Below are 13,482 nucleotides of genomic sequence, written 5' to 3'. Positions count from 1 at the left end.
AGCTCACCGGACGACGTCGAAGTCAGCGCCCAGCGCGCGGAGCTTGTCGAGGAACTTCTCGTACCCGCGGCTGAGGATGTCGACACCCGAGACCTGCGACTCGCCTTCCGCCGTCAGGGCGGCGATCACGTGGCTGTAGCCGCCGCGCAGGTCGGGAACCACGATGTCAGCCGCGTGCAGCGGCGTGGGGCCGGTGATGACGGCGGCCTGCTCGAGCTCCCGACGCGGCACGCGACGGGGTCCGTCCTGCAATCCGTGCGGGTGCACCTCGATGTCGGCGCCCATCTTCACCAGAGCCTGAGTGAAACCGAAGCGGTTCTCGTAGACGGTCTCGTGCACGATGGAGCGGCCAGGCGCCTGGGTCAGTGCCACGATCAGCGGCTGCTGCCAGTCGGTCATGAAGCCCGGGTGCACGTCGGTCTCGACGACGACGGGCTTGAGCTCGCCGTCGCGACGGAAGAGGATGCCGTCCTCCTGCACGTCGAACCAGCCGCCCGCTTTGCGGAAGACGTTGAGGAAGGTGAGCATCTCCTGCTGCTTGGCGCCGCCGACGAAGATCTCGCCGTCTGTGGCCAGCGCAGCGCACGCCCACGACGCGGCCTCGTTGCGGTCGAAGATGGCGCGGTGGTCGTAGCCTCTCAGGGTCTCGACGCCCTCGATGAGGATGACCCGGTTCGGCTCGTACGAGATGATGGCGCCCATCTTCTGCAGCACAGCGATGAGATCCATGATCTCGGGCTCGATGGCGGCGTTGCGCAGCTCGGTCACGCCCTTGGCGCGCACGGCCGTCAGCAGCACCTGCTCGGTGGCACCGACGCTCGGGTACGGCAGGTGGATGTTCGCGCCCTTGAGACCGTTGGGTGCGGAGAGACGGATGCCGCTCGGCTGCTTCTCGACGACTGCCCCGAACTTCCGCAGCGCGTCGAGGTGGAAGTCGATCGGCCGGTCGCCGATCCGGCATCCACCGAGGTCGGGGATGAACGCCTGACCGAGCCGGTGCAGCAGAGGCCCGCAGAACAGGATCGGGATGCGCGACGCGCCGGCGTGCGCGTCGATCTCCTCGTAGTGGGCCGATTCGACGTCGCTCGGGTCGAGGATCAGCGAACCGGGCTCGTCACCCTCGGTGACGGTCACGCCGTGCACCTCGAGCAGCGACCGGACGACGGCGACGTCGCTGAGGTCGGGGACATCGCGCAGCGTGCTCGCCGTCTCACCGAGCAGGGTCGCGACCATCGCCTTCGTGGCGAGGTTCTTGGCGCCCTTGACATCGACGCGTCCGCGCAGCGGTCTGCCGCCGCGGATCGCGAGGACAGATCCGGCGGGAGCCGGAACCCGGTCGTCTACAGCAACTCGCGGCGATGTCGTCATTCGGGCCTCATCTTCTTCGGGACATCGCGGCGTTCGCCGCGATGTCTGTGTATCTCACGGCGGATGCCGCAGGGCTTGTGGCCCCCGGCCCACGATGTCCCGCCCTATCGGACCGGAAGCGTACGTGGCCGCCACGACTCGCGACGGGCCTCGAACTGCGCGATCTTGTCTTCGTTGCGCAGAGTGAGCCCGATGTCATCGAGCCCTTCGAGGAGCCGCCATCTAGTGTAATCGTCGATCCCGATGGCGGCCTGGAAGACAGGCTCGGAGCCCGGCGTCTCGCCGGGCACGGTCACCGTGCGAGCCTCGAGATCGACCGTGACCGACCTACCCGGTCGCTCGTCGATCAGCTCCCAGATCCGCTCGATCTCGGCCTCCTCGACGGTCGCCGCCAGCAGGCCCTGCTTTCCGGAGTTGCCCCGGAAGATGTCGGCGAAGCGCGACGAGAGCACGACCGAGAATCCGAAGTCGCGCAGTGCCCAGACAGCGTGCTCGCGGCTCGATCCGGTACCGAAGTCGGGCCCGGCGACCAGCACGGATGCGCCCTGGTACGGGGCCTGGTTGAGCACGAACTCCGGATCCTGACGCCAGCCGTGGAACAGGGCATCCTCGAAGCCGGTCTTGGTGACCCGCTTCAGGAACACCGCGGGGATGATCTGGTCGGTGTCGACGTTCGAGCGCTTCAGCGGAGCGGCGATGCCGGTGTGGGTGGTGAACTTCTCCATCAGATGCTCGCTTCCAGGTCTGCGGGGCTCGACAGCGTGCCTCGGATCGCGGTGGCGGCTGCGACCAGAGGCGAGACCAGGTGCGTGCGACCGCCCTTGCCCTGACGTCCCTCGAAGTTGCGGTTCGATGTCGACGCGCATCGCTCACCGGGGGCGAGCTGATCGGGATTCATGCCGAGGCACATCGAGCATCCCGCGAATCGCCATTCGGCTCCGAACGCCTCGACGATCTTGTCGATGCCCTCGGCCTCGGCCTCGAGGCGCACCCGGGCGGATCCGGGAACGACCATGACGCGAACGCCGTCGGCCTTCTTCTTGCCGTCGATGATCGACGCGAAGGCGCGCAGGTCCTCGATGCGGCTGTTCGTGCACGACCCCATGAAGACGGCGTCGACCTGCACCTCCTTCAGCGGGGTGCCGGGAGTGAGATCCATGTACTCGAGCGCACGCTCTGCGGCTGCGCGCTCGTTGGCGTCGGCGATCGCGGCCGGGTCGGGCACGGACGACGACAGCGAGCTTCCCTGGCCGGGGTTGGTGCCCCAGGTGACGAAGGGCTCGAGCTGGTCGGCGTCGATGAACACCTCGGCGTCGAAGGTCGCACCCTCGTCGGTCGGCAGCGTGCGCCAGTAGGCGACCGCGTCGTCCCAGTCCTGCCCCTGCGGAGCATGCGGCTTGTCCTTCACGTACGCGAAGGTCGTCTCGTCGGGGGCGACCATGCCGGCGCGCGCGCCGGCCTCGATCGACATGTTGCAGATCGTCATGCGGCCCTCCATCGAGAGGGCGCGGATGGCGCTGCCGCGGTACTCGAGCACGTAGCCCTGTCCACCGCCGGTGCCGATCTTCGCGATCACGGCGAGGATGATGTCCTTCGCGGTGACCCCCGGCCGCAGCGTGCCCTCGACGTTGATCGCCATGGTCTTGAAGGGCTTCAGAGGCAGCGTCTGGGTCGCCATGACGTGCTCGACCTCGCTGGTCCCGATGCCGAACGCCATCGCGCCGAAAGCGCCGTGCGTGGAGGTGTGCGAGTCGCCGCAGACCACGGTGATGCCGGGCATGGTGAGCCCGAGCTGCGGGCCGACCACGTGCACGATGCCCTGCTCGGCATCGCCCAGCGAGTGCAGGCGCACGCCGAACTCGGCGGCGTTGCGACGCAGCGTCTCGATCTGCGTGCGGCTGGTGAGGTCGGCGATCGGCTTGTCGATGGCGAGGGTCGGGGTGTTGTGGTCCTCGGTCGCGATCGTCAGGTCGAGCCGGCGGAGCGGACGCCCCTCGGCGCGCAGCCCGTCGAATGCCTGCGGACTGGTGACCTCGTGCACGAGGTGCAGGTCGATGTAGATGAGATCCGGTTCGCCGTTCTCGCCCTTGACGACGAGGTGATCGTCCCAGACCTTCTCGGCCAGGGTGCGCGGCGCTGTGCTGCTGGTCATGCGGTGTGTTCCTTAGATGGCTCGAAGAGTCGGCCCATGATGGACTCCGCGACGAGGAAGGCCTTAGATCGAGGTCCCGTCGCGGCTGCTAAGAAGAAGAACCACCCGCCGCATGCCGGTCAGTTTACACGGCGTCGACGGGTGGCCCTTCGGTGTGTTTCGCACAGCGGAACCGGTCGTGCTCAGCTCTCGAGGGCGGCCTTCCTGTCGCGTCGCGAAGCCATCAGGCTGGCGATGGTGGCGACGGCCATCGAGGCGAAGATGACACCGAGCGACACCCAGTTGTTGATGTCGGGAGCCCACTCGATCGGCTGACCGCCGTTGATGAACGCCAGCTCGTTCTCGTGCATGGCGTGCAGGATCAGCTTGACGCCGATGAACGCGAGGATGAACGCCACCCCGTAGTGCAGGTAGCGCAGGCGGTCGAGCAGATCGCCGAGCAGGAAGTAGAGCTGACGCAGACCCATCAGCGCGAACAGGTTCGCTGTGAACACGATGAACGGGTTGGTCGTCACGCCGAAGATGGCGGGGATGGAGTCGACGGCGAACATCAGATCGGTGACGCCGAGCGAGACGAACACGATGAGCATCGGGGTGAAGATCTTCTTGCCGCTGACGACCGTGCGCAGCTTGGGCCCGTCGTACTCGTCGCTGATCGGGATGACCCTGCGGATCTGCCGGACGATGAAGTTCTCGGTCTTCGCGTCGTCCTCCTCCTTCTCAGGCATGGCCTGACGGATCGCCGTGAAGACGAGGAACGCTCCGAAGAGGTAGAAGATCGGGCTGAGATGCTCGACCGCAGCGCCGACGATGAGGATGAAGATCGCGCGCAGCACCAGCGCGATGATGATGCCGACCATCAGCGCCTCCTGCTGATAGCGACGCGGCACCGAGAACTGCGTCATGATCAGCACGAAGACGAAGAGGTTGTCGATCGAGAGGCTGTACTCCATCGCCCACCCGGTGAGGAAGTCGAGCGATGACTTCGTGTCGCCGAAGAAGGCGAGCGTGGCCGCGAAGATCAGCGCCAGAGTGACGTAGAACGCCACCCACAGGCTGGACTCCTTGGTCGAGGGGATATGCGGCCGCTTGAGGATCAGCAGCAGGTCCGCGATGAGGATCACGGTGAGCACGATGAGGGACGTGACTTCGAACCAGATGGGAATCAAAGGACTGGAGCCTTTCGGGGGTGCGGTGAGTACCGAAAGTCTCTCCCCGCATGTGTGACATGCGTCGCGCGGCCGGAGCAGCTTTGATGGTGCTCGTGATGACGATCCGCGCGATGTCGGGATACTCCCCCTCGCTGCATCGATCGTAGCGGATTCTGAGACGGTCTCCTGTTCCGGGACACCTGCATATGAGAGACACTCAGACAGGCGACGGCGAACGGAAGAGGGATGCCGAACAGCACGCAGGACCGCGAGTGGGCCGCTCGAGCCGCATCCGGGGATCAGGATGCGTTCCGGGCGATCTACCGCGCCCATGTGCGCGCGGTCTACTGGATCGCCCACGGGATCCTCGGCTCGCCCTCCGACGCCGAGGATGTGGTGCAGGAGACGTTCGTGGTCGCCTGGCGGAAGCTGCCCGGTCTCGAGCTGCTCGGCGATTCCCTGCTGCCGTGGCTCGCGACCATCTGCCGCTTCCAGTCGGCGAACCGCCTTCGTCGGCTGCGCCGCGACAGCGCGAACACCGCGGATGCCGTGGACGAGATGCTCCCGGGCACGGTGAGCGTCGAGGACCAGGTCATCGCGTCATCGCTCGCCGAGCGGATCACGGCAGAAGTGGAGCGCCTCGGCGACACCGACCGGGAGATCTTCCGGCTGTGCGCGGTGGAGGGGTACGCCTACGAGGCCGCTGCCGCACAGCTCGGGGTGAGCCACGCCGCTGTTCGCAATCGTCTCTCCCGGGTGCGTTCGCGACTTCGCGGCGCGGTGAAGGAAGTGAGAGACGCATGAGCGAGAAGAGCGGACTGCCTCCGCTGAGCGACGAGAGCATCGCGGAGATGGAGCGGACGATCTTCGATCGGATCGCCCACGATGCGCACGGGAGCACGCGCGCGGCGGCTGACGGACGTCGTCGTCGACGCGGGTGGGCCACAGCTCTCGGAGTGGCTGCCGCGTTCGCCGCCGGCGCGCTCATCGCGCCGCCGCTGCTGAACGGACTGGGATCGGCGATGCCGAGCAGCGCGGGCGACTCGGCGGCCGTTGCACCGGCGCGCGATGCCGCGAGCGAGGTCCAGCCTGCTCCCCAGGCCGAATCCGGAGGTGATGCTGACGGCAGCGACACGATCTCGTCGGGTGGGGCGGTCGCCCCGCGTGACGACAGCGGCGACAAGGGCGCAGACGTGCCGTTCGCGACTCTCGACGGCACCAGGGAGATCATCGTGACTGCCGAGATGACACTTCAGGTGAGCGACGCGAAGGACGCTGCCGATGAGATCGCGGCTCTGGCTGCCGAGCACGGCGGCTTCGTCGAGTCCGCTTCGCTCGGTCTCGACCCCGTTGGGGGCGAGCTGCTCCCCCCGCAGCCGCGAGAGCCGGGCACCGGATGGATCAGCATCCGGATCCCCGCCGCTGATCTCGATGAGGTGATGACGGCCGTGGGCGCGGATGCCGAGGTGCTGCGCTCGACGATCTCACGCGACGACGTCACCTCCACCGCCGTCGATCTGCGGGCTCGGATCGCCTCGGCGCGCACCTCGGTCGAGCGGCTGACGGAGCTCATGAGCAAGTCGGGATCGGTGGCCGACCTGATCGCCGCCGAATCGGCGCTCAGCGAGCGCCAGGCGCAGCTCGAGAGCTACGAGCAGCAGCTGAAGAGCCTGGACGAGCAGGTCGCCCTGTCGACGCTCTCCATTCAGCTGACCGAGCAGAGCACTGCTGCCGGGGCGGATCCCGCAGGTTTCAGCGACGGGCTGCTGGCCGGGTGGAACGGGCTGATCGCGAGCATGAACGGCCTCGTGGTCGTCATCGGCTTCCTGCTGCCGTGGCTCGGCATCGCCGCGCTCGTGCTGGTGGTCGTGTGGCTCATCCGCCGACGCCGGCGTCGCAGCGCAACGGCGGACTGAAGCCGGCATCCGGACGACACCCTTCCGCGCGCGCGCTCGCGTCCGGTAGCGTGCCGCCATGACAGTGAAGTCCTTCTCTCCCCGGTACGCGATCGTCACGGCATCCGATTCCGGGATCGGGGCCGCCACCGCTCTCGCGCTCGCTGATGCCGGCATGGATGTCGGCATCACCTGGCACAGCGACGAAGAGGGCGCCGAGCGGACGGCGTCCGGGGTGCGCGAGCGAGGTCGCACGGCGGTCGTCACGCGGTTCGACGCGACCGACCTCGGCAGCGTCGCGGGGGTGGTCGACGATCTCGCGGAACGGCTCGGCGGACTCGACGTCTTCGTGAACAACGCCGGCGCCAGCGTGCCTCGTCCGTTTCTCGAGGTGCCGCTGAGCGAGTGGCGCGACACGGTGGCGCTGAACCTCGATGGGGCCTTCGCCGGGATGCAGGCCGCGGCACGCCGCATGGTCGCCGCCGGCGCAGGTGGCCGGATCATCGCCGTGACCAGCGTGCACGCGCACCAGCCGCGAGTGGGCCTGGCCGCCTACATCGCAGCGAAGCACGGGCTGTCGGGTCTCATCAAGACCATGGCGCAGGAGCTCGGCGAGCACGGCATCACCGCCAACGCCGTGGCGCCGGGTGAGATCGCGACGGCTGCAAGCGGCCGCACGTCGGCCGACGCCGATCGCACCCACCGGCCAGGCGTGCCGCTCGGCCGGCCGGGGAAGGCCGAGGAAGTGGCGGCGGTGATCGCGTTTCTCGCCTCTGCAGAGGCGAGCTACGTGACCGGCGCGGACTGGAGCGTCGACGGCGGGATGCTGCAGATGGGCCCGCAGGCTGGATCGCATCTCACCGACGACTCCTGGCGTGAGGGCTGAACACCCGTCCGGACGCGAAGAAGGCCCTCCGGATTCCGGAGGGCCTTCTTCATGTCCGTGACCCCAGCGGGATTCGAACCCGCGTTACCGCCGTGAGAGGGCGGCGTACTAGGCCGCTATACGATGGGGCCGTCACTGCAACCGTTCAAGTATGCCATGACCGATCCCGGCGCACAAAATCAGCCCTGACCTACGCCTGCAGCTCGGCCGGGTGGCCGGCCGCCGGGTATGCAGAAGGCCCTCCGAGCGATCGGAGGGCCTTCTGTGTCGCTGTGACCCCAGCGGGATTCGAACCCGCGTTACCGCCGTGAGAGGGCGGCGTACTAGGCCGCTATACGATGGGGCCGTCCGGCCCTGAGGACCGATGTGGCAACCGTGCAATTCTGTCACGCCGGGCGCTACCACTCCAAATCGGCAGCGACGGCGCATACATCACGGGCGTGTCGCGTCGACGGGCTTGCCCGAACCGGATCGGGCGAGTTGACTGCGCTCATGCGCATCACGAAGTACGAGCACGCGGCACTGCGAATCGACGAGGGCGGCGAGACCCTCCTGATCGATCCAGGTTCGTTCACCATGCCGCTCGACGACCTCGGCGCAGTCGTGGCCGTCGTCATCACGCACGAGCACCCCGACCACTGGACGGCCGCGCACCTCGACCGCATCCTTCGCGCTGCGCCGGGCATCCCGATCTTCAGCACAGCAGGCGTGGCTGCTGCCGCGTCCGACTACGACATCACTGTCGTGGCGCCGGGCGACGCGGTGACGGTCGGCGCGTTCAGCCTGCGGTTCTTCGGCGGCGAGCACGCGGTCATCCACGAGAGCATGCCCGAGATCGAGAACCTCGGTGTGCTCGTGAACGATGAGCTGTACTACCCCGGCGATTCCTACGCGGTTCCGAACGGCGTCGACGTGAGCACCCTCGCTGCTCCGCTGGGCGCTCCCTGGCTGAAGATCGGCGAGGCGATGGACTTCGTGCTCGCCGTGGCCCCGCGGCGCTGCTTCGGCACGCACGACATGACGCTGTCTACGATCGGGCGCACCATGCATCGCCAACGTCTGCAGTGGGCGACAGAGCAGGGGGGCGGGAAGTTCTTCGAGCTCGACCCGGCCGAGAGCCTCGACGTCTGACGAGAGCCTCGACGTCTCACTCAGGGCCGGACCGCGCTCACAGCCCGGCTTGAGCCGCCCGCACCCGCAGATCGCGTGCGAGATCGTCGCGCGACTCGATCACCAGACGACGCAGCGCACCCGGAGCATCCGCGTTCTGCTCGAGCCACGCGTCCACGGCGTCGGTGCTCTCGGTCGCGGGGAACAGGCCCAGCACGAGTCGCTGTGCGAGCTCGATGCTGCGCTCCGTCCATACGCCGCGGATCCGCTCGAAGTACTGCGCGTCGAAACCGTCGATGAGGTCGCGACGCCCGCCGGCGCGGAAGCCCGAGATGGTCGCGTCGAGGTGGTCGTTGCTCAGACTGTGGTCGTTCCAGGCCGCCTCCCACGCTGCGGCGCGGGTCGAGGCATCCGGCCGGGATGCCAGGGCGCGGATCTCCGCGGTACGGCCGGCGGCCGTGTCATCGGCCGCGCGCGCTGCCGCGATCGCCTCGGCGTCCGCACGTCCCGTGGTGGCCAGCGCGGTGAGCAGCAGCCAGCGCAGGTCGGCATCCATCGGGAGCCCCTGCGGGGCGTCTCCGTCGAGGATCGCACGAACGTCGTCGGCGCGGGAGTCGTCGAACGACGACGCGGCGGCGAAGGCGCGTGCCCACGACAGCTGAGCATCGCTGCCGGGGTCGGCGCTCTGCAGCGCCGCCCAGGTCGAGTCGACCCAGGAACGGCGCTGCTCTGCGCGCTCGTCGTCGACGACGTAGTGCGCGATGGCGAACGCGGCATTCAGCAGCGTCGCGCTCAGCAGTCCGACGTTCGGTTCGGCGGGCGCGTGCGTGCGCACCATCTCGAGATACCGGGTCGCGGCCAGCTCGCCGTCCCTTGTCGCGTTCCACAGCGACGACCAGATGAGGCCGCGGGCCAGGTCATCCGACAGCGACGACAGCGAGGCGGCGACGGTGCTGAGCGAGCGCTCGTCGAGTCGCACCTTGGCGTAGGTGAGGTCGTCATCGTTGAGCAGGATGAGGTCGGCATCCGGGATCTCGACCTCGATGCGCTCCTGGTCGACGGTCAGCTCGATGCGCTCGCGGAGGGCGAGTGCGCCGTCGACGCGGTCGTACAGCCCGACCCGCAGTCGGTGCGGGCGCGGGGCCACGTCGCCGCTGTCCTGCACGATGACGCGTCGTCCCTCGGCATCCGTCTCGAGCCAGAGGGCCGAGACCCCGCTGGTCTCCAGCCACGACCGCGACCAGTCGCGCAGCGGCTGCCCGGAGGCCGCTTCGAGCTCGTCGAGCAGGTCGCCGAGGGTGGTGTTGCCGAACGCGTGCGCGGCGAAGTAGCGGCGCGCGCCCTCGAAGAACGCGTCCTCGCCGACGAATGCGACCAGCTGCTTGAGCACCGAGGCGCCCTTCGCGTACGTGATGCCGTCGAAGTTCAGCTTCGCGGCTTCGAGATCGGGGATGTCGGCGACGATCGGATGAGTGGTCGGCAGCTGGTCCTGCCGGTACGCCCAGGTCTTGCGACTGTTCGCGAATCGCGCCCAGGCATCGGTGAACCGGGTCGCGGCGGCGGAGGCATGCGTGCCCATGTAGTCGGCGAACGACTCCTTGAGCCACAGGTCATCCCACCAGCGCATCGTCACGAGATCCCCGAACCACATGTGGGCCATCTCGTGCAGGATCGTGTTGGCCCGCGCGCCGCGCTGCGCGTCAGTCGCGGCTCCCCTGCTGATGTACGCCTCGGTGAACGTCACGAGGCCAGGGTTCTCCATCGCGCCGAGGTTGTACTCGGGCACGAAGATCTGGTCGTACTTGCCCCACGGGTACGGGTACGCGAACGCGTCGGTGAAGAAGTCGAGACCCTGACGGGTGACCTCGAGGATCTCGTCGGCCTCCAGGTGCTCGGCGAGGGATGCGCGGCACAGCACGCCGAGATCGATTCGCTGGTCGTCGCGCGTCCATTCGCCGTCGATCCTGGCGTACGGTCCGGCGGCGACCGAGGTGATGAAGCTGGAGATGGGCAGGGTGGGGGCGAACTCCACCGTCTGCACGCCGATTCCGGGTGTCACGTGCGCGGGCGACTGATTCGAGAGCACGTGCCAGCCTGCGGGAGCGACAACGTGGAACGTGTACGCGGCCTTCAGATCGGGCTGCTCGAAGCACGCCATGACGCGGCGGGAGTCAGCTGGCTCGTACTGCGTGTACAGATACGTCTCCCCGTCGACGGGGTCGTGGAAGCGGTGCATGCCCTCACCCGAGCGGCTGTACGCTGCGACGCCCTCGACGCGGACCACATGCGAGCCGCCCAGGCCGTCGAGCAGGATGCGGGCGCCGTCCCAGCGGAGCTCGCGCTCGTCACCGTCGACGATGACGCGGTCGACGGACTCCCCGATGAAGTCCAGCCAGGTCTCGGCCTCGGCCGCGTCGAACGTCAGCGTCGTCGCGGTGGGAAAGCCGGTGCGGGCGCGCTCGGGGGCGCCGGCGAGGTCGAGTTCGACCCGCACCTCGCGCAGCGTGATCGACGCTGCGCGACGGGAGGTCTCATCGCGGGACAGATTGGCAGAGCTCATTCGTCCATCGTGTCACGTCGCGACTGCTCACGCAGTGGCCAGCGCCGCGAGCGCAACCCCCTTCCCGTGCGTGACGAGGAAAGCGAGCGTGGCTCACGCACGCCTACGCGAAAAGGAGCTGACATGACCGACGAGAACACCAACGACCAGCTGACCTTCCAGAACCCGGTGGATCGCTTCCCCTCGATCAGCCCGCCCAAGCAGGACCAGCCCGAGCCCGGCCTCGACGAGAAGCTGGAGCCGAAGGCCGACCGCGGCGAGCAGTCATACCGGGGCACCGGGCGGCTCGAGGGGCGCCGAGCCCTCATCACCGGCTCGGACTCCGGAATCGGCTCGGCGGTGGCGATCGCGTTCGCTCGCGAGGGCGCCGATGTCGCCCTGTCGTACCTGCCGGAAGAGGAGGAGGATGCCCAGCACGTGAAGTCCGTGATCGAGGACTGCGGACGACGGGCATTCCTGTTCCCCGGTGACCTGACCGACCGCGACTTCTGCCAGCAGCTCGTCGACCAGGCTGTGCAGGCGCTCGGCGGACTGGACGCTCTGGTGAACAACGCCGGCAAGCAGATCGCGGTCGAGGACATCGCCGACCTGGACGACGACCAGGTGACCGAGACGTTCACGACGAACATCATCGCGATGTTCCGCGTCTCCCGGGCGGCTCTCGCACACATGCCCGCTGGGTCCACGATCGTCAACACCACGTCCATCCAGGCGTACGAGCCCTCGCCGCACCTGCTGGACTACGCCTCGACGAAGGCCGCGATCAACAACTTCACCAAGGGCCTCGCACAGCAGGTCGCGGAGAAGGGCATCCGCGTGAACGCGGTGGCGCCCGGTCCGATCTGGACGCCCCTGCAGGTCTCGGACGGGCAGCCGAAGGATGCTCTGCCCGAGTTCGGCAAGAGCACTCCCCTGGGCCGCGCCGGTCAGCCCACCGAGCTCGCCCCGGCGTACGTCTTCCTCACGTCACCGGAGTCCAGCTACGTCCTCGGAGAGACGCTCAACGTGAACGGCGGCATGCCCACCCCGTGAGACCGCGCGCGATGTCGCCGGTGCGGTTCACGCGGTGGTCCGCACCGGCGCCTTCGCGAGCGCCTGCTCGAGGTCGGCGAGCAGATCGTCGACGTTCTCGAGACCGATCGACAGCCGCACGACATCGGCCCCCGGTCGCGCCTCCGGTGCGACCGGGCGGTGGGTGAGCGCGGCGGGATGCTGGATCAGCGAGTCCACGCCGCCGAGTGAGACGGCATGGGTGAACAGCCGCACCGCTCCGGTCAGCGCCTCGGCTGCGGCGTATCCGCCGGCGAGCCGTACGGCGATCATCGCTCCCCCGCCGCGCATCTGCCGGCCGATCAGGCCGCGCTCGTCACCGAACTCGGGGTAGAGCACCTCGCTGACCGCCGGGTTCTGCTGCAGCGCGAGGGCGAGCGTGCGGGCGGAGTTCTGCTGGGCGTGGATGCGCATCGGCAGAGTGGCGAGACCGCGGTGCAGCAGATATGCGCCGAGCGGGTGCAGCAGAGCGCCCGTGATCGCGCGCACCCTGCGCAGCGCCTCGGCCGTCTGCTCGCTGCAGGAGATGACGCCGGCGATCACATCACCATGACCGCCGATGTACTTCGTCGCGCTGTGCATCGACATCGCCGCTCCCAGATCGAGCGGGTTCTGCAGCAGCGGGGTGGCGAACGTGTTGTCGACGAGCACCGGGATGCCGTCGGACTGCGCCACGACGGCCGCGATGTCGACCAGGTCGAGCGTCGGGTTCGCGGGTGTCTCGAGGACGATCATGCCGGTGTCGGGGCGAACGCAGGCGGACACCTCGTGCTCATGGCAGAAGGTGACCTCCGCGCCGAGCAGCCCGGAGTCCAGCAGGTGATCGGTGCCGCCGTACAGGGGTCGCACGGCGACGATGTGCCGCTTGCCCACGGCGGTCGTGTGCGCGAGTATCGCGGCGGTCATGGCCGCCATCCCGGAGCCGAAGGCGACGGACGCCTCGGAGTGCTCGAGTTCGGACAGTGCCTCCTCGAAGCGTGCGACGGTGGGGTTCCACAGCCGCGCATACACGTTGCCGCCGTCGGGCAGGGGGTGACCGCCGGTGGCCATCGACTCGTACGAGTCGCCGCCGTGCAGGATGTCGGGCAGGGGATTGGTCGATGACAGATCGATCGGGGCGGCGTGGACACCGAGGGCGCCGAAGTCGGCGCGGCCGGCGTGGACGGCGACGGTGTCGGGGTGCAGCGGCATGTCGGACATGTCGTCGATCCTGCTCTTTTCGCTCATCTCAGTCCAGAGTCGTTGTCGAGGCGATCCCCGGGCGGCGCGTAAGTTGTTTCGAGAACAGTTTCACGCGGATCTCGGGAGCA

At 68.3% G+C, this 13,482-nt stretch carries 11 protein-coding genes and 2 tRNA genes; 5 read left to right on the top strand and 8 right to left on the bottom strand.

Annotated features, from left to right (window positions below; translation table 11 throughout):
- Positions 1–3: 3 nt before the first annotated feature.
- From murA to ACIPV2_RS04865, 4 genes are all read right to left on the bottom strand, one after another.
- The gene (gene murA / locus ACIPV2_RS04880) at positions 4–1,368 is read right to left on the bottom strand and encodes a UDP-N-acetylglucosamine 1-carboxyvinyltransferase (RefSeq protein ID WP_101186459.1); all 1,365 of its coding nucleotides are present in this window, start codon (positions 1,366–1,368) and stop codon (positions 4–6) included.
- 104 nt (positions 1,369–1,472) lie between these two features.
- The gene (gene leuD, locus ACIPV2_RS04875) at positions 1,473–2,093 is read right to left on the bottom strand and encodes a 3-isopropylmalate dehydratase small subunit (RefSeq protein ID WP_400839008.1); all 621 of its coding nucleotides are present in this window, start codon (positions 2,091–2,093) and stop codon (positions 1,473–1,475) included.
- Positions 2,093–3,520: a 3-isopropylmalate dehydratase large subunit gene (gene leuC / locus ACIPV2_RS04870; RefSeq protein ID WP_101186457.1), complete on the bottom strand. Its 1,428-nt coding sequence runs from the start codon at positions 3,518–3,520 to the stop codon at positions 2,093–2,095. The genes leuD and leuC overlap by 1 nt, the downstream gene beginning before the upstream one ends.
- 182 nt (positions 3,521–3,702) lie before the next feature.
- Positions 3,703–4,689, bottom strand: a complete 987-nt coding sequence (locus tag ACIPV2_RS04865; protein WP_400839006.1) for a TerC/Alx family metal homeostasis membrane protein — start codon at positions 4,687–4,689, stop codon at positions 3,703–3,705.
- Between the two features lie 228 nt (positions 4,690–4,917).
- Here ACIPV2_RS04865 and ACIPV2_RS04860 point away from each other — a divergent pair, with 228 nt between their 5' ends.
- From ACIPV2_RS04860 to ACIPV2_RS04850, 3 genes are read left to right on the top strand one after another with little or no spacing between them, the layout of a single operon-like run.
- Positions 4,918–5,475: an RNA polymerase sigma factor gene (locus ACIPV2_RS04860; protein ID WP_101186947.1), complete on the top strand. Its 558-nt coding sequence runs from the start codon at positions 4,918–4,920 to the stop codon at positions 5,473–5,475.
- Positions 5,472–6,587, top strand: coding sequence for a DUF4349 domain-containing protein (locus tag ACIPV2_RS04855; RefSeq protein ID WP_400839003.1), 1,116 nt, complete (start codon positions 5,472–5,474; stop codon positions 6,585–6,587). The genes ACIPV2_RS04860 and ACIPV2_RS04855 overlap by 4 nt, the downstream gene beginning before the upstream one ends.
- 58 nt (positions 6,588–6,645) lie before the next feature.
- Positions 6,646–7,452 (top strand): SDR family oxidoreductase, encoded by an 807-nt coding sequence (locus ACIPV2_RS04850; RefSeq protein WP_400839001.1) that lies wholly within the window; start codon positions 6,646–6,648, stop codon positions 7,450–7,452.
- Positions 7,453–7,510: 58 nt separating this feature from the next.
- Here the strand turns inward: ACIPV2_RS04850 and ACIPV2_RS04845 are convergent.
- Both ACIPV2_RS04845 and ACIPV2_RS04840 read right to left on the bottom strand, forming a co-directional pair.
- Positions 7,511–7,583 (bottom strand) — tRNA-Glu (locus ACIPV2_RS04845).
- Between the two features lie 142 nt (positions 7,584–7,725).
- A tRNA-Glu gene (locus ACIPV2_RS04840) sits at positions 7,726–7,798 on the bottom strand.
- Between the two features lie 146 nt (positions 7,799–7,944).
- Between ACIPV2_RS04840 and ACIPV2_RS04835 the strand changes: the two genes are divergently transcribed.
- Positions 7,945–8,583 carry an MBL fold metallo-hydrolase gene (locus ACIPV2_RS04835; protein ID WP_400838999.1) on the top strand — a complete coding sequence of 213 codons (639 nt, stop codon included), beginning with the start codon at positions 7,945–7,947 and terminating at the stop codon, positions 8,581–8,583.
- A 37-nt stretch (positions 8,584–8,620) separates the two neighbouring features.
- On the opposite strand, the gene pepN is transcribed toward ACIPV2_RS04835, so the two are convergent.
- Positions 8,621–11,122, bottom strand: coding sequence for an aminopeptidase N (gene pepN / locus ACIPV2_RS04830; RefSeq protein WP_400838997.1), 2,502 nt, complete (start codon positions 11,120–11,122; stop codon positions 8,621–8,623).
- 123 nt (positions 11,123–11,245) lie between these two features.
- Here pepN and ACIPV2_RS04825 point away from each other — a divergent pair, with 123 nt between their 5' ends.
- On the top strand, positions 11,246–12,154 hold the full coding sequence (locus ACIPV2_RS04825; RefSeq protein WP_400838995.1) for an SDR family oxidoreductase: 909 nt from the start codon (positions 11,246–11,248) through the stop codon (positions 12,152–12,154).
- A gap of 27 nt (positions 12,155–12,181) precedes the next feature.
- Here ACIPV2_RS04825 and ACIPV2_RS04820 read toward each other — a convergent pair whose 3' ends face one another.
- The gene (locus tag ACIPV2_RS04820; protein ID WP_400838993.1) at positions 12,182–13,372 is read right to left on the bottom strand and encodes a trans-sulfuration enzyme family protein; all 1,191 of its coding nucleotides are present in this window, start codon (positions 13,370–13,372) and stop codon (positions 12,182–12,184) included.
- Positions 13,373–13,482: the final 110 nt, after the last annotated feature.

Source organism: Microbacterium sp. NPDC089987 (genome assembly GCF_044748505.1).
GTDB lineage: Bacteria > Actinomycetota > Actinomycetes > Actinomycetales > Microbacteriaceae > Microbacterium.
Note: the sequence above shows the minus strand (reverse complement) of the source record. Positions and strands in the feature narration are given on the sequence as shown.

Bases quoted from the DNA above. Each gene is read 5' to 3' on its own strand.
- murA (WP_101186459.1), bottom strand. From the start codon at position 1,368: ATGACGACATCGCCGCGAGTTGCTGTAGACGACCGGGTTCCGGCTCCC.
- leuD (WP_400839008.1), bottom strand. From the start codon at position 2,093: ATGGAGAAGTTCACCACCCACACCGGCATCGCCGCTCCGCTGAAGCGC.
- leuC (WP_101186457.1), bottom strand. From the start codon at position 3,520: ATGACCAGCAGCACAGCGCCGCGCACCCTGGCCGAGAAGGTCTGGGAC.
- ACIPV2_RS04860 (WP_101186947.1), top strand. From the start codon at position 4,918: ATGCCGAACAGCACGCAGGACCGCGAGTGGGCCGCTCGAGCCGCATCC.
- ACIPV2_RS04855 (WP_400839003.1), top strand. From the start codon at position 5,472: ATGAGCGAGAAGAGCGGACTGCCTCCGCTGAGCGACGAGAGCATCGCG.
- ACIPV2_RS04850 (WP_400839001.1), top strand. From the start codon at position 6,646: ATGACAGTGAAGTCCTTCTCTCCCCGGTACGCGATCGTCACGGCATCC.
- ACIPV2_RS04835 (WP_400838999.1), top strand. From the start codon at position 7,945: ATGCGCATCACGAAGTACGAGCACGCGGCACTGCGAATCGACGAGGGC.
- pepN (WP_400838997.1), bottom strand. From the start codon at position 11,122: ATGAGCTCTGCCAATCTGTCCCGCGATGAGACCTCCCGTCGCGCAGCG.
- ACIPV2_RS04825 (WP_400838995.1), top strand. From the start codon at position 11,246: ATGACCGACGAGAACACCAACGACCAGCTGACCTTCCAGAACCCGGTG.
- ACIPV2_RS04820 (WP_400838993.1), bottom strand. From the start codon at position 13,372: ATGTCCGACATGCCGCTGCACCCCGACACCGTCGCCGTCCACGCCGGC.